Origin of the sequence: Proteus sp. GOKU (genome assembly GCF_015475555.1) — a bacterium.
GTDB lineage: Bacteria > Pseudomonadota > Gammaproteobacteria > Enterobacterales > Enterobacteriaceae > Proteus > Proteus mirabilis_B.
In genome coordinates, this window is the sequence record NZ_CP034105.1 from 2,408,958 (window position 1) to 2,433,778 (window position 24,821).

The 24,821-nt window shown below is 39.5% G+C and carries 16 protein-coding genes; 13 read left to right on the forward strand and 3 right to left on the reverse strand.

The window, feature by feature from the left end:
* Positions 1-35: 35 nt before the first annotated feature.
* The 3 genes from ppk1 to mgtE all read left to right on the forward strand — a co-directional run bounded on the left by ppk1 (position 36) and on the right by mgtE (position 5,350).
* Complete coding sequence (gene ppk1 / locus EHE21_RS11280) at positions 36-2,117, forward strand: polyphosphate kinase 1 (RefSeq protein WP_075671908.1); 2,082 nt, start codon at positions 36-38, stop codon at positions 2,115-2,117.
* Positions 2,118-2,121: 4 nt separating this feature from the next.
* Positions 2,122-3,654, forward strand: coding sequence for an exopolyphosphatase (ppx, locus tag EHE21_RS11285; protein WP_194950730.1), 1,533 nt, complete (start codon positions 2,122-2,124; stop codon positions 3,652-3,654).
* 232 nt (positions 3,655-3,886) lie between these two features.
* Positions 3,887-5,350, forward strand: a complete 1,464-nt coding sequence (gene mgtE / locus EHE21_RS11290) for a magnesium transporter (protein WP_088495288.1) — start codon at positions 3,887-3,889, stop codon at positions 5,348-5,350.
* Positions 5,351-5,418: 68 nt separating this feature from the next.
* Here the strand turns inward: mgtE and EHE21_RS11295 are convergent, their stop codons facing one another.
* Positions 5,419-5,640 (reverse strand): hypothetical protein, encoded by a 222-nt coding sequence (locus EHE21_RS11295; protein ID WP_194950731.1) that lies wholly within the window; start codon positions 5,638-5,640, stop codon positions 5,419-5,421.
* A gap of 772 nt (positions 5,641-6,412) precedes the next feature.
* Between EHE21_RS11295 and EHE21_RS11300 the strand changes: the two genes are divergently transcribed.
* Positions 6,413-7,786: an MFS transporter gene (locus EHE21_RS11300; protein WP_088495286.1), complete on the forward strand. Its 1,374-nt coding sequence runs from the start codon at positions 6,413-6,415 to the stop codon at positions 7,784-7,786.
* Between the two features lie 231 nt (positions 7,787-8,017).
* Positions 8,018-8,668, forward strand: a complete 651-nt coding sequence (locus EHE21_RS11305) for an RES family NAD+ phosphorylase (RefSeq protein ID WP_228766672.1) — start codon at positions 8,018-8,020, stop codon at positions 8,666-8,668.
* A gap of 23 nt (positions 8,669-8,691) precedes the next feature.
* Here the strand turns inward: EHE21_RS11305 and EHE21_RS11310 are convergent, their stop codons facing one another.
* Both EHE21_RS11310 and dtpA read right to left on the reverse strand, forming a co-directional pair.
* Entirely contained in the window at positions 8,692-9,321 is a 630-nt protein-coding gene (locus tag EHE21_RS11310; protein ID WP_161711438.1) for a DNA-binding protein, read from the reverse strand.
* Positions 9,322-9,452: 131 nt separating this feature from the next.
* Positions 9,453-10,919 carry a dipeptide/tripeptide permease DtpA gene (gene dtpA / locus EHE21_RS11315; protein WP_161711437.1) on the reverse strand — a complete coding sequence of 489 codons (1,467 nt, stop codon included), beginning with the start codon at positions 10,917-10,919 and terminating at the stop codon, positions 9,453-9,455.
* A 561-nt stretch (positions 10,920-11,480) separates the two neighbouring features.
* On the opposite strand from dtpA, the gene EHE21_RS11320 reads away from it, so the two are divergent.
* The 8 genes from EHE21_RS11320 to fbaB all read left to right on the forward strand — a co-directional run bounded on the left by EHE21_RS11320 (position 11,481) and on the right by fbaB (position 24,821).
* Positions 11,481-12,716 carry an MdtA/MuxA family multidrug efflux RND transporter periplasmic adaptor subunit gene (locus EHE21_RS11320; protein ID WP_088495282.1) on the forward strand — a complete coding sequence of 412 codons (1,236 nt, stop codon included), beginning with the start codon at positions 11,481-11,483 and terminating at the stop codon, positions 12,714-12,716.
* Entirely contained in the window at positions 12,716-15,847 is a 3,132-nt protein-coding gene (locus EHE21_RS11325) for an MdtB/MuxB family multidrug efflux RND transporter permease subunit (protein WP_194950733.1), read from the forward strand. The genes EHE21_RS11320 and EHE21_RS11325 overlap by 1 nt, the downstream gene beginning before the upstream one ends.
* On the forward strand, positions 15,844-18,927 hold the full coding sequence (mdtC, locus tag EHE21_RS11330) for a multidrug efflux RND transporter permease subunit MdtC (RefSeq protein WP_194950734.1): 3,084 nt from the start codon (positions 15,844-15,846) through the stop codon (positions 18,925-18,927). The genes EHE21_RS11325 and mdtC overlap by 4 nt, the downstream gene beginning before the upstream one ends.
* Positions 18,924-20,300: a two-component system sensor histidine kinase BaeS gene (baeS, locus tag EHE21_RS11335; protein ID WP_194950735.1), complete on the forward strand. Its 1,377-nt coding sequence runs from the start codon at positions 18,924-18,926 to the stop codon at positions 20,298-20,300. Before mdtC ends, baeS begins: the two co-directional genes overlap by 4 nt.
* Positions 20,301-20,323: 23 nt before the next feature.
* Positions 20,324-21,031 carry a two-component system response regulator BaeR gene (baeR, locus tag EHE21_RS11340; protein ID WP_194950736.1) on the forward strand — a complete coding sequence of 236 codons (708 nt, stop codon included), beginning with the start codon at positions 20,324-20,326 and terminating at the stop codon, positions 21,029-21,031.
* 120 nt (positions 21,032-21,151) lie between these two features.
* On the forward strand, positions 21,152-22,531 hold the full coding sequence (gene yegQ / locus EHE21_RS11345; RefSeq protein WP_075674055.1) for a tRNA 5-hydroxyuridine modification protein YegQ: 1,380 nt from the start codon (positions 21,152-21,154) through the stop codon (positions 22,529-22,531).
* A 297-nt stretch (positions 22,532-22,828) separates the two neighbouring features.
* Positions 22,829-23,722 carry a lipid kinase YegS gene (yegS, locus tag EHE21_RS11350; RefSeq protein ID WP_194950737.1) on the forward strand — a complete coding sequence of 298 codons (894 nt, stop codon included), beginning with the start codon at positions 22,829-22,831 and terminating at the stop codon, positions 23,720-23,722.
* A 49-nt stretch (positions 23,723-23,771) separates the two neighbouring features.
* On the forward strand, positions 23,772-24,821 hold the full coding sequence (fbaB, locus tag EHE21_RS11355; RefSeq protein WP_006533078.1) for a class I fructose-bisphosphate aldolase: 1,050 nt from the start codon (positions 23,772-23,774) through the stop codon (positions 24,819-24,821).

Sequence of the window (24,821 nt, forward strand, 5' to 3'; positions counted from 1 at the left end):
ATTAAGTTTTAACTTTAACCCTTGTTGGAGTTCAGATGTCCCAGGAACGACTCTATATTGATAAAGAGATCAGTTGGCTTGCGTTTAACGAACGTGTATTACAAGAGGCGGCTGATAAACGAAACCCGTTAATTGAAAGAGTCAGGTTTCTGGGGATCTATTCAAATAATCTTGATGAGTTCTACAAGGTTCGTTTTGCCGATGTAAAACGCCGTATTTTAATTAATGAAGAGCGTGGTTCACGCTCTGCATCAAGTCATGCTCGCCATCTTATAAAGAAAATTCAGTCAAAAGTGGCTAAAGCTGACCAAGAGTTTGATGCCTTATATAATGATTTGTTACTTGAAATGGCGCGAAATCAAATATTTTTAATTAACGAACGCCAAATCTCACCTAATCAACAAATCTGGTTACGCCAATACTTCCGTCAAAATTTAAGAAAACACATCACGCCTATTTTGATTAATCCTGAAACAGACTTAGTTGAGTTTCTTAAAGATGACTATACCTATTTAGCGGTTGAAATTGTGCAAGGGCAAATTATTCATTACGCCCTGCTAGAAATTCCATCAGATAAAGTACCCCGTTTTGTTATTCTGCCGACAGATCAAGGACGTAGTAAGAAAAAATCCATGATTTTATTGGATAATATTTTACGCTACTGTCTTGATGAGGTATTTAAAGGCTTTTTTGATTATGATTCATTAAGTGCTTACTCCATGAAAATGACGCGAGATGCCGAGTACGATCTCGCGACAGAAATGGAATCTAGTTTACTTGAAATGATGTCATCGACATTAAAACAGCGCCTTACCGCAGAACCCGTCCGTTTTGTTTATCAGCGAGATATGCCTGATGAAATGGTGGCACTACTGCGCAGTAAATTAGGTTTATCGAATAATGACTCCGTAATAGCTGGTGGTCGTTATCATAATTTTAAAGATTTTATTAACTTCCCAAATGAAGGGAGTAAATTTCTTTTAAATAAAGTGATCCCACGCTTACGCCATGTGTGGTTTGATAATTTCCGTAATGGCTTTGATGCAATACGTGAGCGCGATGTCTTACTCTATTATCCTTATCATACCTTTGAGCATGTGCTGGAATTGTTGCGCCAAGCCTCTTTCGACCCAAGTGTTATCTCAATAAAAATCAATATTTACCGTGTTGCTAAAGATTCTCGGATCATTGATTCGATGATCCACGCTGCGCATAACGGCAAACGTGTCACTGTTGTCGTTGAGTTACAAGCTCGCTTTGATGAAGCAGCAAATATTCACTGGGCAAAACGCCTGACAGAAGCAGGTGTACACGTTATTTTCTCAGCCCCAGGTCTGAAAATTCACGCGAAGTTATTTATCATTTCACGTTTAGAAAATGGTGAAATTATTCGCTATGCTCATATTGGTACCGGGAACTTTAACGAAAAAACAGCGCGTCTTTATACTGACTATTCATTATTAACGGCGAATACCGAAATTACTAATGAAGTGCGCCGCGTCTTTAGTTTTATTGAAAATCCTTATCGTCCAGTGACTTTTGAACATTTAATGGTTTCACCACAAAACTCGCGTATTCTGTTAAATCAATTAATCACAAACGAAATTCACAGTGCCCAAGCCGGACATCCCGCAGGGATCACACTAAAAGTGAATAACTTAGTTGATGAAGAGCTCGTTAATCGCCTTTATGACGCGTCAGAAGCTGGCGTAAAAGTACGATTATTAGTACGCGGAATGTGTTCTTTAGTCCCTAATCAACCGGGATTTAGTGAAAATATTCAGGTAACCAGCATTGTTGACCGATTTTTAGAACACGATCGTGTCTATGTGTTTACTAATAAAGGCGATGAAAAAATCTTTCTCTCTTCTGCGGATTGGATGACGCGAAATCTTGATTATCGTATTGAAGTTGCAGTGGCTTTGCTTGATCCTCAACTTAAACAGCGCGTTCTTGATATTCTGGATATTCAATTTAATGACACCGTAAAAGCACGTTATATCGATAAAGATTTAACAAATAGCTATGTTCCTCGTGGAAATAAACGTAAGATCCGTTCCCAGCTTGCTGTCTATGAGTACATTAAATTGTTAGAACAACCCGATCCACGAGCGTAATTCTATGCCTTTATCACAAGATGACTCTTCACCACGTCCTTTAGAAATTGCGGCTATTGACCTCGGTTCTAATAGTTTTCATATGATTATTGCGCGGGTTGTTAATGGCGCATTACAAGTATTAAGCCGTTTAAAACAGCGAGTTTATCTTGCTGATGGGCTTGATGATGATAACGAATTAAGCGAAGAGGCTATGTTACGTGGGCTTTCAGCCCTTTCTCTTTTTGCTGAAAGGTTACAGGGCTTTCCTGCGGAAAATGTCACCGTCGTGGGAACGCATACTTTGCGTGTCGCCACTAATGCGAAAGTCTTTCTTCAACGCGCCAAAGAAGTTATTCCTTATCCTATCGAAATTATTTCGGGACACGAAGAAGCTCGACTTATTTTTATGGGTGTTGAACACACTCAATCTGAAAAAGGTCGAAAGCTCGTTATTGATATCGGTGGTGGCTCAACAGAATTGGTTATTGGTGAAAATTTTGAACCAATCTTAATCGAAAGCCAACGCATGGGTTGTGTCAGTTTTAGCCGTCAATTTTTCCCAGAACAAAAAATCAGCGAATCCGCTTTTCGTAAAGCACGAGAAAAAGCCGCGCGTAAAATGGAAAAAATTGCATGGCAATACAAAATGACTGGCTGGGATGTGGCGTTAGGGGCTTCAGGAACGATTAAAGCCGCTTATGAGATCTTAGTTGAGTTTGGTGAAAAAGACGGTGTTATCACACCCGAGCGCCTGCTTATGCTCACCAAACAAGTTTTACGATTTAAGAAATTTAAAGATATCGCCCTACCGGGATTATCCGATGAGCGTAAACATGTTTTTGTACCGGGTTTGGCAATTTTATGCGGGATTTTTGATTCTTTAGGATTAAAAGCTCTACACCTATCTGATGGTGCATTACGCGAAGGTGTACTTTATGAAATGGAAGGCAGATTTCGCCATCAAGATATTCGTCAACGCACAGCAAAAAGCCTTGCAGAGCACTATAATATCGATAGAGAGCAAGCAAAACGTGTTCTTGAAACAATGCAGTCTCTCTACGCTCAGTGGGCACAGCAAAATCCTAAATTAGTTCGTCCTGATTTAGAAGCTATTTTAATCTGGGCTGTCATGTTACATGAGGTGGGATTAAGCATTAATTTAAGCGGGTTACATCGTCATTCTGCCTATATTCTTTCAAATACTGATTTACCCGGTTTTAATCAAGAACAACAACTGTTATTAACAACCCTAGTTCGCTATCACCGAAAAGGGATCAAGTTAGATGAGTTGCCAAAATTTAATCTTTATAAAAAGAAACAGTATTTCCCACTCGTACAAATACTAAGATTAGCAACTTTACTTAATAATCAGCGACAATCGACGACAAAACCCGCATCTTTGCGTTTAGTTACAGATGAAAATCATTGGACGCTTTATTTTCCTAAAAAATATCTTTCCGATAACACATTGATGGAATTGGATTTAGAAAAAGAACAAGAGCATTGGCAGTCGGTTCCAGGTTGGAAACTGGATATAAAAGAGGAATCTGCTTAACAATATGATATTATACAGAAAAAGACGCTAGTCAATGCGTCTTTTGTTGCATCTATCATACAACAACTATCACATAACAACATAGGTTTGATTTGTGACCATAATATGAACATCACCAACGCAATATTGTTCAAGATTCATATTTTTTATACGGAGAAGACCGATAATCATCCTAAAATGGAATAATTAGTGTCAATGGTTATCTCCCTCGTAAGAATTAAAAAGGAATAACATGTCTCAAACAGCTATCAACAATGATACTGCGGCTGCCATCAATCCGTATTCACAAAAAGTGGCACACCTGCGTCAGCAAATTTTGAGCATCTTTCTCGAAGATGATCATTTTGTTGAAACCGTTTTAGGTGAAGCAAGTGAAAATGATAGGCTGAGCCACCATGAACTTCATGAAAAAATCACCACTGTTAGAGAATTACTACAAGATCTACACGCGGCAGATATTGCAGATATTCTTGAAGCCCTTCCCTATGACGAACGTCTAGCCCTGTGGCATTTGGTTGATAATAATGAACGTGGTGCTGTTTTAGTCGAAGCTTCTGTCGCCGTTTGGGACAGCTTAATTAAAGATATGACTGACCGTGAGTTATTACGATCGGTCGCCACATTACATGTGGATGAGCAAGCATATATCGCAGAGCACTTACCTCGCGATACGATGCGTCGTCTTCTTACCTATTTAGAACCAAGCCTGCGTAATAGAATAAGAGAAGTTCTTCAATATCCAAAAGACAGTGTCGGTCAGATGATGGATTTTGAGTTCGTCACTGTGCGAGGCAATGTCACATTAAAAACGGTACAGCGCTATTTACGCCAACGAGGCTCTATTCCTGAAGCAACGGATAAAATTTTCGTTATTGATAATAAAAATCATCTATTGGGCGAGCTTCCATTAACCACCGTTTTAACCCAATCTCCTGATAAGCTTGTCTCTGATGTAATGAAAACAGACACTGTTAGCTTTATGCCAGAAGAAAAAGGTGAAGATGCAGCGGGCGCGTTCGAACGTTATGACTTAATTTCTGCAGCTGTTGTTGATAGTAACGGTCTTCTAATGGGGCGATTAACCGTTGAAGATATCGTTGATAACATGCATGAAGAGAGCGATACCAATATTCGTCGTATGGGTGGTTTGAGCCCAGAAGAAGACGTCTTCGCACCCGTCGGTCAAGCTGTTAAAACACGTTGGACTTGGCTGGCTATCAACTTATGTACTGCTTTCGTTGCCTCTCGTGTTATCGGTGTCTTTGAAGATACCATTTCCCAATTAGTCGCCCTCGCCACATTGATGCCGATTGTTGCGGGTATTGGGGGAAATACAGGTAATCAGACCATCACAATGATTGTTCGCGCATTAGCGCTACACCAAATTCAAACCGGAAGCTTTTCTTTCTTAATTTTAAGAGAGCTTGGTGTTGCCTTTATTAACGGCGTTGTTTGGGGGGGAATAATGGGAATTGTCACTTACCTCCTCTATGGCGACCTTGCTATGGGTGCGGTAATGACAATGGCGATGGTATTAAACCTCTTAATGGCTGCCATGATGGGTGTATTGATCCCAATGACAATGATTAAATTAGGTAAAGATCCTGCAATTGGTTCAAGCGTTATGATAACCGCAATTACAGATACCGGTGGTTTCTTTATCTTCTTAGGTTTAGCAACTATCTTCTTAGTCTAAGAAAAGCCTCAATAACACTAACGCCACTGCTAATAAAATACAGTGGCGTTTTTTATATCGATAAATAATTAAGCCGTTGTTGAAAGGTAATAATAGACAAGCAACAATGCGATAATCAATGAAGTAATAAAAGTCTTTTTAACAGAGGCACTTAGTAAATAGCTGTCATTTTGATTGGTGTTATTAAGCATGGTTTTTAATACCAAACTACCACCTAATGCGACGATAGAAAGTGATGCAAACAGAACAATTGCAGCTAAGAGAACAGCACTCATTGAGATAGAGACCATAAATCCTCCGACATATCAATTGACTTCCTGATGTAATTATAACCAAGAATAGTTTTTTTGATGCCTCTTTTTGTTTTTATTTTTAATTTAATGGCAAAACAAAGAAAAACCACATTATGCATAAAAACACAAAAATAAAGTTATCATTGTAAATTTTATTGGATTTTGATTTCAACAAATAAATAAATAGTGAAATTTAATTTCAATTGATGGGAATTTAACATACAGTAGAATATTCTAATAATTCATTTTCTATCAGATCATATCTTTCATTATTAATACTGTTAGCTTTCTTAATTATCTAATAATAACTTTATTTCTGGAAAATAATAAATTAACGTATCTCTTAATTTATTATATTTACGGTTATTTAAATTAGAATAAATATATTCAGCATTAAACATTTTTTATTTAAAAATACAGAGTTCTTACTTATTTGTAAGTCATTTAATATTTTTATTTTATGTTGTAAATTATTAAAATATCGATATTTAAACAAACAAAATAACAACAACAAAAACAAGATAATCTAAAAAAACCCCAAAAAACCAGTTCATACTGTTGTTTTAATTTCATCTATTTACATTATTAAGAGCTTCCTGTTATAACTTAAACCATCATCACAACATTATTCTTTCTCGCATAAATAGTCTTTAAATAACCTTTTGCTGTTATTTATTTGCACCCTATTTTATTCGCTAATTTAAAAAGAATTTAATTGTGAACTTATTACTTATTATTTTTATCACGATGATTATTATAGGTTGTTATTATGACATCACAATCACACTCCACTCAGCCGTTGAGTCAACCTACGGCAAGACCATTGAACCGCAACGACTATAAAACGTTGGGTTTATCCTCACTAGGGGGAACTTTGGAGTTCTATGATTTCGTGATCTTCGTGTTCTTTACGAAAACATTGAGCCACTTGTTCTTTCCTGGTGATAACGCCTTTATTGCACAAATGCAAACATTAGGTATTTTTGCAGCCGGTTATCTTGCTCGCCCTCTGGGTGGCATTATTATGGCACACTACGGAGATATTATTGGCCGTAAACGTATGTTTACCTTAAGTATCTTCTTAATGGCTGTACCAACATTAGTTATTGGTTTATTACCAACTTATGCCAGCATTGGCGTTGCAGCACCATTGTTGTTGTTATTAATGCGTATTATGCAAGGCGCAGCCATTGGTGGTGAAATGCCGGGTGCTTGGGTATTTATCGCAGAGCACACGCCAAAACAACGTTATGGATTAGGTGTAGGAACATTAACCTCAGGTATTACAGGCGGTATTTTATTAGGTTCCATCGTTGCGATTATCGTTCAACGTAGCTATACCGGCCAAGAAGTGAATGATTTTGCATGGCGTATTCCCTTTATCTTAGGGGGCGTATTTGGCTTAATCTCTGTTTACTTACGTCGTTTTTTACAAGAAACCCCTATCTTTAAAGAGATGGCGGCGAAAAAAGCGTTAGCACAAGAAATGCCAGTCGTTTCAGTTATTAAGAACCACAAACAAGCGTGTTTAATTACTGCTGCGTTAACATGGTCTTTATCAACGGCTATCGTTGTCACCATTTTAATGACACCGGGCGTTATTGTTGAAGGGATCTATAAAATTGATAGAACAACGTCATTAGAAGCGAACTGTGTTGCAACATTAACGTTAACCTTAGGTTGTATATTCTGGGGTTGGATTGGTGACAAATTAGGAACGCGCGCGTCAATGACATTATCATGGGGTGGTTTGATTGTTACTGCATTCCATTTCTATGGCAGTTTAGATGCCGCGATGACAGGTTTTCAGTTAGCGTTTAACTATGGTTTGATGGGCTTTTTTGTAGGAGCGATTGCAACTACACCGATTGTTAGCACAAGAGCATTTCCACCATCAATTCGTTTTTCTGGCTTGTCTTTTGCTTACAATATGGCTTATGCCTTATTCGGTGGATTAACGCCAATGTTAACAGGTATATGGTTAGAAAAAACCGCAATGGCGGGTGCCTATTATGTCGCTGGCGTATCATTATTAGCTATTGCAGTCGCTTTCTTACCTTTAGCGTATAAAGGTTGGGCGGCAGTAAAACCCACAACAAGAGAGAAAGATGTTGCATTGCAGATTGATAAAGTGATTGGTTAAGCCTTTATCAATGTATAAATATGTTCTATAAGTATCCCCTTATATAATACCGCCCTTAAAAAGGGCGGTATTTTTTTGTGTTTTGCAGTTTTTCTGAATTTTATTACTTTGAAAATCAAAACCTTGAAAAGGTTTTGATTGAACTCTACCCTATTCAAACGTTTTATTTTCTTAATAGGGAATATTTGAAAGCTGATGGCATATCAAAACAGAAAAGGACTCCACAAGAAATTGAATATACTTGAGTTGCAAGGTTACATTCCTTGTAAAACACAAAGAAAAATTCAACAAAAACGCTGGCAATGGAAGTCTTACTCATCAGGTATACATTACTCTGCGCCAAGCAATGTATTGGAAATGGGTCGTTATAATGATCCAACAGCAAGAACAGGTATTTGCTATACCGCTGATTATGCTGTTATTGCAATTGCTGAATCTTTAGGACGCCTTTATCAAAACAGAAAAAACTTTATTATTGGATCTAGTGATTTAAAAAAAGCACAGATATATACACTAAGTACTACACGTAAAACAAAGCTTATCGATATATCAAGACTACAAGGCATACTGCATATCACCGCCGACAAAATGACGGGCAAGCATTATAACCTTACTCAATCTATTGTTGACTGGGCAGCGAATACACCAGAGCTCGATTATGATGGTATAACATATCCCTCAAGGCACTATTTGGGCATGTGTACTGCTTTTTGGGCGAAGAAAGAGCGCCTTGCTCCTTTAGTAGAGCTATCACATTGTTCTATTGATACTTATAGTGATAATAGAAAGGAAAACTTCCCACAAAATTGGTTATATGATGATATTTCAGGAATTGAGATCATTACAGAAACATTGCAATTTGATATTAATATCGACGAATAAACAGCCCAATACTGGGCTGTTTATTAAAGAGCAACGTGTTTACCAAAAAGGTTAGCTTGATGAATAAGTTCCTGCATTTGCTCACTCATTCGTCCATATTTTTTTAATGCATCTATGACATTAAGATTTTTGTCATCATCAAAAAAATACATGCTTGTTAAAAAAGAGACTTTGGTGGTCGAGCTCATATCACCCAGTAAAACTAAGATTTCATCTAAACCATCAATCAACTGGTTACCATTAAACTGAAATATGGGTAATCGATACTCGCCTCCTACTTTAACAGCTAATAGTTTATTTGCTTTCAGGCGGTTATTAATTGTCTGGCGTTTGACACCTAAAATTTCGGCGGCTTGGCTAGCTCGACATGTTCCGCCTAATGCTTTTAATTGCTCTGAAAACTTAATAGCCCCTTCATTTAAACGAGCAATTTGGCGTTGTTCCCTTGGCGATATCTCACTGGCACGCTCCAGCTGTGTTTCAAAAATAAGCCTAGCGAGTTCGTTATCTGTCATTTCTAATGCATTAGTTAAACTTTTTTTCTCTGCTAATGTTTCAACTAACTCTTGAGTTAAATTAGCCATTCTTTTAAGAACAGCCATTCTCTCTATTGATAACGCTTGAGGTGAGCTTTTTTGTATTGTGGTATTCATAACGCCTCCTTTACTCTTTGCTGATTATATGATGAGTAAAGTGTAAAAAACAAGTACGATTTACATACAATAAAGGATGCCTTATGGCATCCTTTATTCTTCTTAAGAACCTGTTTTTTTAATGGCAAAAATTACTGTGTCATTTTGCTCAGCATAGGTGCTGTGATCAGCATTAGAACTGCGATAACACCTGTTACAATACCGATTTGCAAGAAGACACTGCTATAAATTTCTAATGAAGCATGAGCACTTTGCACATCTTCTGGTACTGCCATTAAACTTGCCACTTTACCTGCAATAATTGCTGCGGCTGCCGAAGTTAAGAACCAAGCGCCCATGATAAAGCCCATTAAACGCTGTGGTACAAGTTGAGCAACCATTGCAAGACCAAGTCCTGAAATCATCAGCTCACCGATACTTTGGAAACCATAACTTGCAACTAACCACCATGAAGACACAATACCGGCTTCATTTGCCATGCTTGCACCCAGTGGTAACACTAAGAATGCAGTCGCACTTAGGAACATCCCTACGGTAAACTTATATGGCATTGGCAGTTTATCACCCATAAAGTTATACACAGCCGCTAACAGTGGGCTTGCTAACATGATCCAGAATGGATTAAGTGATTGGAATTGTTCTGGTTCAACGCTAAAACCTAACAGAGAGTGTTCTACGTTATGGATTGCGAAGAAGTTTAAAGACGTTGGCATTTGATCGTAAAGAACAAAGAAGACCACGGCTTCAACCATTAATAAGAAAGCAACAATCATCTTGCGACGTGCAGCACCTTTCATCATAAAGGTTTCGCGCGCAAAAATCAGGATGATACCTAATGAGATGATGGCTAAAGACCAGCTTGCCACTTCATTATTGTGTAACAGCCAAGTAGATAGTGCAGTTAATGCAACGATACCCACCAGCGTTAATAATAATTTTGAATAATTAAGCGGTTCAAAGTCAGGTTTAGAACCTTTATCTTTGATCCAACCACGACAAACCATAAAGTTTGCTAAGGTGATCAGCATACCTACAACGCTTAATGCAAACGCAACATCCCAACCATAATTAGCGGCTAACCACGGTGTTGCTAACATAGATAAGAACGAACCTACGTTGATAGACATATAGTACATCGTAAATGCACCGTCTAATTGCGGATCGTCTTTCTCATAACATGTTGCTAATAATGAAGATGGGTTGGCTTTAAATAAACCATTACCTACTGCAATCGTTGCAAGTCCCCAATAAATCACGTCTTTATCGTGATCTGAGAATGCCACCATTGCATAACCAATTGCGAGTACGATTGCCCCAAGAATAATAACCCTTTTAGTACCAAGGATTTTATCCCCAAGCCATCCACCGATAGCAACAAAGCCATAAACTAATGCGGTAAATGCAGCAAAAACAGTGATAGCTTCTGCTTCACCCATGCCCAGCATTTTAACCAAGTAAACGGCCATGATCCCTTGCAGACCGTAATAGCCGAAACGTTCCCATAATTCTATTGAGAAGATGAGATAAAACGCACGAGGCTGTTTAAACGCATTCAGGCTCGGTTTTTGTCCATCATCAGGTGTGTTTGCAGTTGACACTAAAAACCTCTAATTATTCTATTATGCCTTTATATTTAGGCTAATTTTTTACAAAAATTTCTTTATTTAAGACAGAGTTAAAGCTCGGTGAATTTCATACTGGATTGTTATTCTTTGAAAAGAGTTCAACGCAGAGAAAAACAAGGTTGGCATTCTATCACTGGAAAGCATAATTATCTAAGAATTATAACTAACTATTGCGTTTTATCATAGTTACAGGCATTTGTACAAAATAGTTATGCGATTAAAAAAACAGCAAACAAAATAACTCACTGATAATCAATAAATTATTTTCTACTTAATTATCCCTATATAAACAATTAAGCTACGCTACTGCTTACCCTATTTTGCCAAATTATCCCTTATTGAATAACAACGATAAAATAATGCCAGTAGCAATTTGTTTTAATTGATTAAAATAACGCCAATAAAACACATTCCTTGACTTAATTTCCATATTTCCTCCATTTTTAACTGTGAAGAAACAGGTAGAATGTCACCATTCCAAATTTTCATTTCAGTATTTCTGATTAGCTAGTTGCCAGTGGGATCACAAAAGTAATGAATAAAAACAAAAATGCTAAAAAAAGAGTTTCTCTCATTATCGCTTTAATCGTCGTAATCGCAGGTGGTTACGCCTATTGGCAATTTAATGCAGCAAAAACAGCGTCGCCTGAAAATAAAGAGGCTCAAGCAACAAACTCACAAAGTCGAGGTACATCTGGATCTCGTCGCCCGCCTTTACCTCCAGTTCAAGTTGCAACATCAATACAAGAAGATGTGCCACAATTTTTATCTGCTTTAGGTACAGTAAAAGCCACAAACAGCGTAACGGTTACTAGCCGCGTTGAAGGTCAATTAATGGCATTACATTTCACGGAAGGACAACACGTTCAGAAAGGTGATTTATTAGCTGAAATTGACTCTCGTCCATTTGAAGTTCAATTAGCTCAAGCTAAAGGACAGCTTGCAAAAGATCAGGCTACATTAGCTAATGCGCGTCTTGATTTAGCCCGTTATCAGAAATTAGCAAAAACCAATTTAGTCTCACAACAAGAGCTAGATAATCAGCAAGCTTTAGTAAAACAGTCTGAAGCGAGCATTCGTATTGATGAAGCCTCTATCAGTAATGCACAACTGCAACTCACTTACAGCAAAATCACAGCACCTATTTCAGGTCAAGTGGGTTTAAAACAAGTTGATATCGGTAATTATATTTCTGGTGGTTCATCTACGCCTATCGTCGTTATCAATCAAATGGACCCTGTTGATGTACTTTTTACATTGCCAGAACAAGATCTAGCGAATGTTATTCAAGCACGTAAAAATAATGCAGATTTACCTGTCACCGCATTAGATAGAAATAATCAATTTGAATTAGCTAAAGGAAAATTATTTAGTGTTGATAACCAAATTGATGCAACAACTGGCACCATTAAATTAAAAGCGCGCTTCCCTCAGCAAGAGACGACGTTATTTCCTAACCAATTTGTCAATGTTCGTCTTTATGTCACCACATTAGAGAAAGCCGTTGTTATTCCAAATGCAGCGCTACAAATGGGTAATGAAGGTCACTTTGTTTGGGTGGTGGATAGCGAAAATAAAGTGAGTAAATTACGTGTTGAAGTTGCCTTACAAAATGCGGAAAAAGTCGTGATAGCTTCCGGTTTATCGGCAGATCAACGTGTTGTCACCGATGGTGTGGATAGATTAACTCAGGGTGCGAAAGTCGATATCGTGACACCAACAGCGCCAAAGACGAAAGAAAATAACCGTGTTGTTGCGGAGAAAGCGTAATGACCGAAAAAACACACGGTACAGGCGGGGGGCCATCTCGCTTATTTATTCTACGCCCTGTTGCAACAACCCTTTTTATGGTCGCCATACTCTTAGCCGGGATTGTCGGCTATCGTATGCTGCCCGTTTCTGCATTACCTGAAGTTGATTATCCGACGATTCAGGTCGTTACTCTCTATCCCGGAGCAAGCCCTGATGTAATGACATCAGCGGTTACTGCTCCACTAGAACGTCAATTTGGACAGATGTCTGGGTTAAAACGGATGTCGTCACAAAGCTCTGGTGGGGCTTCGGTGATCACACTGATGTTCCAATTAACATTACCATTAGATGTTGCAGAGCAAGAGGTACAAGCTGCGATAAATGCGGCGACTAATCTGCTGCCATCCGATTTACCTTATCCACCAATTTACAGCAAAGTAAACCCAGCAGATCCGCCTATTCTAACCTTAGCGGTGACTAGCTCAACATTACCGATGACACAGTTGCAAGATATGGTTGAAACTCGTATCTCGCAAAAGATTTCACAAGTTAATGGTGTCGGTTTAGTGGCATTAGCGGGTGGTCAGCGCCCTGCTGTTAGAGTCAAACTCAATGCGCAAGCCGCAGCATCTTACGGTTTAGATAGCGAAAAAATTCGTGTAGCAATTAATAATGCGAACGTTAACTCAGCGAAAGGTAGCCTTGATGGGCCAACTCGCTCTGTGACGTTATCCGCTAATGATCAGATGAAATCATTAGAAGATTACCGCCAATTAATCGTTACTTATAAAAATGGCGCGCCCATTCGTCTATCTGATATTGCAACTATTGAACAAGCACCTGAAAACAATCAGTTAGGTGCATGGGCGAATAATGAGCAGGCGATTATTATTAATGTTCAACGTCAACCCGGCGTTAACGTCATTGATACCACTGATAATATTCGTAATTTATTACCCGATTTAGTCTCTAATTTACCGAAATCAGTGAATGTTGAGATCTTAACTGATAGAACCACAACAATCCGCGCTTCAGTTAAAGATGTACAATTTGAGCTCGGCTTAGCTATCGCCCTTGTGGTGATGGTGATTTATCTCTTTTTACGTAATGGTGTCGCCACCTTAATCCCAAGTATTGCTGTACCACTTTCATTAGTGGGTACGTTTGCCGTGATGTATTTTTGTGGATTCTCTGTCAACAACCTCACCTTAATGGCATTAACCATTGCCACAGGCTTTGTTGTCGATGACGCCATTGTTGTAATTGAAAATATCTCCCGTTATCTCGAACGTGGTGATAAACCGCTAACAGCTGCCTTAAAAGGCGCTGGAGAGATTGGTTTTACCATTATTTCGCTTACCTTCTCTCTGATTGCCGTACTGATCCCACTGCTATTTATGGGGGATATTGTAGGTCGCTTATTTAGAGAGTTTGCAATCACTCTTGCTGTCGCCATTCTAATCTCTGCGGTGGTTTCACTCACATTAACGCCAATGATGTGTGCTCGATTGCTAAAACCCGAAAATGAAATCAAGCATAACCGCTTTGAAATGGCGTGCGAACGTTTCTTTGAAAGAATGATTGCAGTGTATGCAGTTTGGTTAAAACGTGTTTTAAACCACCAATGGATAACCCTTGGCGTGGCACTTAGCACATTGGTGCTGACTGTATTGCTATATATGTTTATTCCTAAAGGCTTCTTCCCATTACAAGATAATGGGCTATTGCAAGGAACCATTGAAACCTCACAATCCATCTCTTATCAAGCAATGGTAGAAAAACAGCAACAGGTCGTTGATAAATTAATTGATGATCCTGCTATTGATAATATTGCTAGTTTTGTGGGCATTGATGGAAGCAACGCAACCTTAAACACTGGCCGCTTGCAAATTACATTGAAGCCTCTTGATCAGCGAGATTCCCGTATTGATGTGATTATTCCTCGTTTACAAGAGCGTATTGCTTCTATTTCAGGAATGACTCTCTATCTGCAACCCACCCAAGATTTAACGATTGATACGCAAGTTTCTCGTACTCAGTATCAATTTACACTACAAGCAACATCATTAGATGAATTGGCTTATTGGGTGCCAAAACTTTCTCAAGCACTAAAAGATAGCCCTGAATTAACTGATATCAGCAGTGATTGGCAAGATAACGGCATGATGGCGTATATCAAAGTGGATAGAGACTCAGCAAGTCGTTTAGGCATTTCAATGAGTGAAATTGATAACGCGCTTTATAATGCTTTTGGTCAGCGTTTAATTTCAACTATCTACACTCAAGCCAATCAGTATCGCGTGGTATTAGAACAAGATATTCGTAATGGTGATGGATTGCAGGCACTTTCTGCCGTGCATTTAACGGGTAAAGAGGGTGCGATGGTACCTTTATTATCTATTGCATCCGTTGAGCAACGCTTAGCGCCACTTTCTATTAATCATCAAGAGCAATTTCCTTCGGCAACCTTCTCATTTAATGTCGCGGAACAATCTTCTCTTGAAGAAGCGGTGAAAGCAGTGAAATTGGCTGAAGAGCAAATTTCGATGCCAAGAGATATCACGACTCAATTCCAAGGTGCGACGTTGGCGTTTGAAAGTGCGCTTTCAAGTACTTTGTGGCTAATTATCGCAGCAATTGTCGCAATGTATATTGTATTAGGTGTGCTATATGAGAGCTTTATTCACCCTATTACTATTTTATCTACACTGCCAACAGCAGGTGTCGGCGCATTATTGGCGTTAATCGCCGCAGGCAATGAGCTTGATATTATTGCGATTATTGGGATCATCTTGCTTATCGGGATCGTAAAGAAAAATGCGATCATGATGATAGACTTTGCCCTTGCTGCCGAACGAGAACAAGGTTTAACGCCTTACGAAGCGATTTACCAAGCGTGTTTATTGCGTTTTCGCCCAATCTTAATGACCACAATGGCAGCCCTTTTAGGTGCTCTACCTTTAATGTTAAGTACGGGTGTAGGGGCAGAATTACGTCAGCCATTAGGGGTTTGTATGGTCGGTGGCTTAATTATGAGCCAGATCTTAACCCTGTTTACGACACCAGTGATTTATCTGTTATTTGATAAATTATCGCTCTACATCAACCGTAATAAACACGTCGAGAATAATAACGGGGCTGTATCATGAAGTTCTTCGCCCTCTTTATTCAACGACCCGTAGCAACTACGTTGCTCAGTTTGGCGATTTCGCTATGTGGTGCATTAGGGTTTATGTTGCTCCCTGTTGCTCCATTGCCCCAAGTTGATTATCCGGTTATTAATATTTACGCCTCCTTACCCGGGGCGTCGCCAGAAACGATGGCATCTTCTGTGGCAACACCGCTTGAACGCTCTTTAGGGCGAATTGCCGGTATTGATGAAATGACATCAAGCAGTTCGCTTGGAAGTACTAGCATTACGCTGGTGTTCGATTTAAACAAAGATATCAACACCGCAGCTCGTGATGTACAGGCAGCGTTAAATGCCTCACAAAGTTTGTTGCCTTCAGGTATGCCAAGCCGTCCGCGTTATTATAAATCGAATCCTTCTGATGCTCCGATTATGATCTTAACGCTCACCTCTGATACTCAAAATACAGGGGAGCTTTACGATCTCGCCTCAACACGGTTGGCACAAAAAATCTCACAGATTGAAGGTGTGAGTGAAGTTTCGGTTGGTGGAGGATCATTGCCCGCGATACGTGTCGCCCTCAATCCCGATGCGTTATTTAACCAAAATGTCAGTCTTGATGATGTTAGAAAAGCGATTAACCAAGCGAATGTGCGGCGACCTCAAGGCTTTGTCAATAACGATGAAAGTCGTTGGCAGATCCAAACTAATGATGAACTCAGTAAAGCGGCTGAATATCGCCCTGTGATCGTGCATTACAATCAAGATGCCGTTGTACGTTTAAGTGATGTGGCACAAGTTACCGACTCAGTACAAAACTCGCGAGCCGCAGGAATGAGCGGCGGAGAGCCTGCAATTTTGCTGGTTATTCGTCGTGAAGCGGGTGCCAATATCATTGAAACTGTAAATCGTATCCGTGATGAGCTTCCAGAATTACGTGAGCTTATTCCTGCAAGCGTTGACTTAAAAGTCGCACAAGATAGAACACCAACTATTCGCGCATCATTAGCAGAAGTTGAACGTGCGTTAGCCATTGCTGTGGCACTGGTCATTTTAGTTGTATTCTTATTTTTACGCTCTGGTCGCGCCACGCTGATCCCAGCGGTTGCTGTACCCGTTTCATTAATTGGTACTTTTTCAGCCATGTACCTTTGTGGCTTTAGTCTAAATAACCTTTCATTGATGGCATTAACTGTAGCGACAGGCTTTGTAGTTGATGATGCCATTGTGGTGCTTGAAAATATTTCTCGCCATATTGAGAATGGATTAAAACCTAAAGAAGCCGCCTTGAAAGGGGTTGGTGAAGTCGGTTTTACTGTCCTTTCGATGAGTATTTCTCTTGTTGCCGTTTTTATTCCATTACTGTTAATGGATGGTCTTGTTGGGCGATTATTTAAAGAATTCGCCATCACCTTAACAACGGCTATTGCTATCTCGCTATTTGTTTCTCTAACGCTAACACCCATGATGTGCGCGCATTTACTCAAAGGGATGAAACCCAAAGCGCAGTCGCATTTACGCGGTTTTGGTAAGTTACTTTTCCGCGCTCAGCAAGGTTACAGTGTCACATTGCAAGCTGCATTGCGTCATCGACGCTGGGTTATGGCCATTTTTCTCACCACATTGGGCTTAAATGCTTATTTATACATCAGTGCGCCAAAAACGTTTTTCCCCGATCAAGATACGGGTCGTTTAATGGGATTTGTGCGTGCAGACCAAAGTATTTCATTCCAATCGATGAAAGAAAAAATGACCCGTTTTATGCAAGAAATTAATGCAGATAAAGACGTCGATAGCGTAACAGGCTTTACAGGTGGAGGCCGTATTAATAGTGGATTTATGTTTATTTCCCTCAATCCACTGTCAGAGCGTACCGATAGCGCAAATCAAGTGATTAACCGCCTACGGGCAAAATTAGCTAATGAACCGGGTGCCAACCTCTTTTTAATGCCAGTACAAGATGTTAGAGCGGGTGGACGCCAAGCGAATGCCAGTTATCAATTTACATTATTAGCGGATGATTTAAGCGAGTTGCGTAAATGGGAGCCGATTGTCCGTAAAGCTTTAGGCGAACTGCCCCAGCTTGTCGATGTTAACTCTGATAAAGAAGATAAAGGTGCTGAAATGGCACTGACTTACGATCGCGATACTATGTCGCAATTAGGTATTAACGTCAGTGATGCCAATAATTTGCTGAACAATGCTTTTGGTCAACGTCAGATCTCTACCATTTATGCGCCGTTAAATCAGTATAAAGTCGTGATGGAAGTCTCTGAGCAATATACACAAGATGTCTCTGCGTTAGATAAAATGTATGTGGTCAATAATCAAGGTGAGCGCATTCCATTATCTGCATTTGCAAGTTGGTATCCGGCAAATGCGCCATTAAGTGTTAATCACCAAGGGTTATCTGCATCTTCAACTATTGCCTTTAATATTCCTGAAGGCTATACATTAGCTGATGCAATTGATTCTATTGAACGCACAATGACAGAGTTAGGTGTGCCTAATACCGTCAGAGGGACTTTTGCAGGTACAGCACAGATTTTCCAAGAAACCATCAAATCACAGCTTATTCTTATCTTAGCGGCGATTGTAACGGTCTATTTGGTATTAGGCGTGCTGTATGAAAGCTATATTCATCCGCTGACCATTTTATCTACCCTACCTTCTGCGGGTGTGGGTGCCTTATTAGCATTACAGCTTTTTAATACGCCTTTTAGTCTGATTGCACTTATTGGCATTATGTTGCTGATTGGTATTGTGAAGAAAAACGCCATTATTATGGTGGATTTTGCAATTACTGCGCAACGTGAAGGCAAATTGTCGGCTAAAGAAGCCATTATTCAGGCTAGTTTACTGCGTTTTCGTCCTATTATTATGACAACGCTTGCCGCATTATTTGGGGCATTGCCATTGATGTTAGGTAGCGGAGATGGTGCCGAATTAAGACAACCTTTAGGAATAACAATTGTAGGTGGTTTATTAATGAGCCAACTACTAACCCTTTATACAACCCCTGTTATTTATCTATTTTTTGATGGATTGCGTGAACGTTGGCAACAACGACGTATCAGCAAAAAAGAGGCAAATGCATGAAATTGAGAAGCAAGCTGTTCTTAGTGGTTTTCGCTACTTGTATGGTGGTTGTTCTCGCCATGCATATTGGTATCCGTGGTAGCTTCCAGCAAGGATTCATTGGTTATATCAAGAAAAACAGTGAACAGCGTGCAACTCTTTTAGCTGAAGCCTTAACTGAACAATATGCTTTAACAGGAGATTGGCGTTTCCTCAATAGGGATGATCGTTCTCTTTATCAAATATTACGAAGTATTGACCAAATAAGCCAAAGTAGCGAAGGCCCTCCTCCCAGAGGTTGGCGGACACAGTTTTGGATCGTTGATAAAGATATGAAGCGCCTATTTGGACATGACAATCAATTCCCCGCAGAGACATTTAAAAAACCCATTACTTTTCACGATGAAATTGTGGGTTGGGTGATTGTCAGTGCGGCAGATAAAATCAGTAGTGAAGCTGATATTAGTTTTGATAAACAACAACTACTTACCAGCTGGATAATTGCAGGTTTAACGGTTCTTTTTGCTTTATTTATCACGCTTATTCTTTCTCGCAATATGATACGCCCTGTTAAACGCCTCGTTGAGGCGACACATAAATTAGCAGCCGGTGACTTTTCTGTGCGAGTAACGCCTACAAGTAAAGATGAAATCAGTCAACTCGCTATCGACTTTAATCAACTTGCCAGCACACTAGAAAAAAATGAGCAAATTCGTCGTGATTATATGGCTGATATCTCACATGAATTGCGAACCCCTCTTGCTATTTTAAAAGGTGAACTTGAAGCGCTACAAGATGGCGTCAGAAAACCTACAACAGAAACGCTGAACTCTCTTTTATTTGAAGTCACAAATCTGACAAAACTGGTTAATGATCTCCACCAGCTTTCATTATCAGATAGAGGCTCTTTAACTTATCGTAAAGATTTTATTGATATTAATGAGGTGATTTTGTTGGCTGTGGCTTCTTATCGCCACACATATCAAACTAAAGATATTACGCTACTCACCGAGTTAGATGATTTATCGCCACTCATTGTACAAGCCGATCCTGATAGGTTGATCCAGCTTTTCCATAATCTGCTAGAGAATAGCGTGCGCTATACTTATTCAGGTGGTCAATTACATATCAGCACCCATAAAGGGCAAAACCATGTGCTTATTACATTAGAAGATAGTGCTCCGGGGCTTGATAGTGCTCAGTACAAAGTTGTTTTCCAACGTTTTTATCGTGCAGAAAACTCACGAAATCGTGCAAGTGGGGGTTCAGGTTTAGGTCTTGCGATTTGCGAAAATATCGTTGAAGCTCATAATGGTAAAATAAGTGCTATGCCTTCCTCTTTAGGTGGCATGAAAATCCTTATAGAATTACCCGCATATTCTGATGATCTTTAAGCCTATAACCATTGAGCCAATAAATGACAGTATCTGAATCGCCCTATTCAATCCTGATTGTTGAAGACGAACCTAAACTTGCCCAATTGCTTATTGATTACCTTCAAGCATCGGGTTATCAAACTCATTGGTTAGCCGATGGCGCCGAAGTAAGCCATTGTGTAAAACAGCAACATTACGATTTAATCTTGTTAGATCTCATGTTGCCAATTAAAGATGGCATTACAGTCTGTAAAGAATTACGTCAGTTTTCAGATATTCCCATCATTATGGTGACGGCTAAAACAGAAGAAGTTGATAGATTACTTGGGCTTGAAATTGGTGCTGATGATTATATTTGCAAACCCTACAGCCCAAGAGAAGTGGTAGCTAGAGTCAAAACCTTATTGCGTCGTTTTTATCGACCACAAGATATTGTTCAAAGCGATAAATTAGTCCTTATTGATGAACAGGCTTATCAAATCCAATACAACAATAAAATTCTCGACTTAACGACTGCGGAATTTCGTTTACTAAAAGCCTTAGCCACGCAACCCGGCAAAATATTAACTCGCGATCAGCTAATGGATCACCTTTATGATGACTACCGCATTGTGACGGATAGAACCATTGATAGTCATATTAAAAACTTACGACGTAAACTTGAGCAACTTAACGATCAAATTGAATTTATTCGCTCAATTTATGGTCAAGGTTATCGTTGGGAAACCCAAGCTTACCGTTTTCGATGATATTTTTTCAGGAATACATTGAACCTCGCTACACTTAAGCGCTAGAATCCACCCCTTTATGATATACCCCTACCCAATGTGTGGGGGACTGACTTGAAATCAGAACCAGGAAATTTAACCATGTTTACACCCGAATTGCTCTCTCCTGCTGGCTCATTAAAAAATATGCGCTATGCATTTGCTTATGGCGCAGACGCCGTTTATGCAGGTCAGCCACGTTATAGCTTACGTGTGCGTAATAATGAGTTTAACCACGAAAACCTTGCTAAAGGTATTCAAGAAGCCCACGAATTAGGTAAGCGCTTCTATGTTGTGGTTAATATCGCACCGCATAATGCTAAATTAAAAACCTTTATCCGTGACTTAAAACCCGTCATTGATATGGGCCCTGATGCGCTGATTATGTCTGATCCGGGTTTGATCATGATGGTGCGTGAAGCCTTCCCTGAAATGGATATCCACCTTTCAGTGCAAGCCAATGCCGTTAACTGGGCAACCGTAAAATTCTGGCGTCAAATGGGATTAACTCGTGTGATCCTGTCTCGTGAACTCTCTATTGATGAAATTGCTGAAATTCGTAAACAAGTTCCTGATATGGAATTAGAAGTTTTCGTTCACGGTGCATTATGTATGGCTTACTCAGGTCGTTGCCTGTTATCTGGCTATATTAATAAGCGTGACCCAAACCAAGGTACTTGCACTAATGCTTGCCGTTGGGAATATAAAGTCGAAGAAGGTAAAGAAGACGATGTAGGTAATATCGTTGAAAAATACACACCAATCCCAGTTAAAAACGTTGAGCCTACTTTAGGTGTTGGCGCGCCAACAGACAAAGTCTACTTAATTGAAGAAGCAAAACGTCCTGGTGAATATATGACTGCGTTCGAAGATGAACACGGTACTTATATCATGAACTCTAAAGACTTACGTGCGATTGAACACGTTGAGCAATTAACTCAAATGGGTGTGCATTCGCTGAAAATTGAAGGTCGTACTAAATCCTTCTATTACTGTGCCCGTACAGCTCAAATGTATCGTCGTGCTATTGATGATGCAGTTGCAGGCAAACCCTTCGATCCAACACTGCTAACGACATTAGAAGGCTTAGCACACCGCGGTTATACAGAAGGTTTCTTACGTCGTCATACTCATGATGCATATCAAACTTATGAATATGGTTATTCTGTCTCTGACACTCAACAATTTGTCGGTGAATTTACAGGTAAACGTGTAAACGGTTTAGCCGAAGTTGATGTTAAAAATAAATTTGTTTTAGGTGATAGCCTAGAATTAATGACACCAACTGGAAATATTCAATTTACGTTAGAAGAGCTGTTTAACAAAAAACAACAGCCAACCGATGTTGCACCAGGCAATGGTCACATGGTTTATTTATCTGTTCCTGAAGATGTTGATTTAGATTTTGCACTGCTGATCCGCAACCTACAAGGTACAACAACACGCCAACCGCATAAAATTGATGCGGTAGAAGTGAAGTAAAGCGTCATAATCTGATTTAAAGTGGTCAATTTCAAATACAGATCACATCAATAATGATTTGTTTACCGTATCATCAGTTCCGAAAAATAAAGAACTAGAATGAATACAGTAAGACTAGGAACCACCTCCTTGGCAAATCCAATCTCCCTTGGATTTGCCTTTTCTTTTTATACCCTTCTTAGTAACTCTCTCTCACATAAAGCCCACTCCCTTTTTCGTTATCATTTGTAAAAAAAATAGTAATTTTCTCGATATCCATTACCTTTAAAAGAGTGATTCAATTAAAGGGACTCATCAATGAGTAAAATTAGTTTGCTAATCATTAATGGAAAAAGCGCTAACAACAGTGCATTGAGAAAAGCGGTTTACCAATTACGTAACGAAGGTTTTGATCTCCAAGTAAGAGTGACTTGGGAATCCAGTGATATACAACGTTTTGTACAAGAAGCTATCGATATGCAAGCCGAAACGGTGATTGCCGCAGGCGGCGACGGAACGATTAATAGTGTTGTTTCTGAATTAATTAACCTCTCACCCTCATCTTTACCGACACTTGGCATTATTCCCTTAGGTACAGCAAATGATTTTGCCACCAGCGCACAAATTCCTCGTGATATGGAAAATGCACTTAACTTAGCCGTTAAAGGCCGAGCAATACCTATTGATGTAATCGCGGTGAATAAGACTCACTATTTTATCAATATGGCATCAGGGGGTTTTGGAACCAAAATCACAACAGAAACGCCTGAAGCATTAAAGTCTGCATTAGGTGGCGCTGCTTATTTTATTAATGGTCTTTTAAGTATCGATTCTTTAAAAGCGGATCATTGCACAATTGAAGCGGAAAATTTTCACTGGGAAGGTGAGTCTCTTATTTTGGCTATCGGTAATGGCCGTCAAGCGGGTGGCGGACAGAAATTGTGTTCTGAAGCCTTAATTAATGACAATAAACTTAATCTCACCATCGTTGAAGCTCATGAACTTCTCCCTTCAATTTTAAGTAGCATGTTTGATAGCAAAAAGAATGACAAGATAATCGAGCGAGAAAGTCGCTGGGTAAACATTAGTGCTTCTCATGAAATGGTGTTTAATTTAGATGGAGAACCCCTTTTAGGGAATAAATTTGAATTTATTGTGTTACCTGAAGCGATCCACTGCCGGTTACCGCCTCAATGTGACTTGTTATCTTAATGTAGATAAATGACAATCACTCTCATCTCATCATGAACTGGAGTATGTAATGACTGATATAGTAAGTTTGTTAGGTGCTGATGCAAAATCATTATTAGAACATCGTTGCCAAACCATCCCGAGCGAAAATCTCTACCTGCCAGGTTCTGACTTTGTTGATCGTGTTATGATTGATAACAATCGCCCTAATAGCGTATTACGTTCAATGCAAACCCTGTTTAATCACGGGCGTTTAGCGGGAACGGGTTATCTGTCTATTCTACCTGTTGACCAAGGTGTTGAGCACTCTGCCGCAGCCTCTTTTGCAGCAAACCCACTCTATTTTGATCCGAAAAATATTGTTGAGTTAGCGATTGAAGCAGGTTGTAACTGTGTTGCCTCTACTTATGGTGTTCTTGCTTCTGTTTCTCGTCGCTATGCACACAAAATCCCTTTCCTTGTGAAACTAAACCACAACGAAACCCTAAGCTACCCAGCGCAATATGACCAAACACTGTATGCCAGTGTAGAACAAGCTTTTGAAATGGGTGCTGTTGCAGTGGGTGCGACCATTTACTTTGGTTCACAAGAAAGCCGTCGCCAAATTGAAGAGATCTCAATGGCATTTGAGCGTGCTCATGAATTAGGTATGGTCACAGTATTATGGGCTTATTTACGTAACCCAGCCTTTAAGAAAGATGGCGTTGATTACCATGCAAGTGCAGATTTAACTGGTCAGGCAAACCATTTAGCCGCAACAATTGGTGCTGATATCGTTAAACAAAAAATGGCTGAAAATAACGGTGGTTTTAAAGCGATTGGTTTTGGTCATACTGATGAGCGTGTTTACACAAAACTCACCACTGAAAACCCAATTGATTTAGTTCGTTACCAATTAGCAAACTGCTATATGGGTCGTGCGGGATTAATTAACTCTGGTGGTGCTTCTGGTAATAATGATCTTGAAGATGCTGTTCGTACCGCGGTTATTAATAAACGTGCTGGTGGTATGGGTCTGATCTTAGGACGTAAAGCGTTCAAGAAATCAATGAAAGACGGCGTTGCCCTAATTAATGCAGTACAAGATGTTTATCTAAATAAATCTGTCACTATTGCTTAA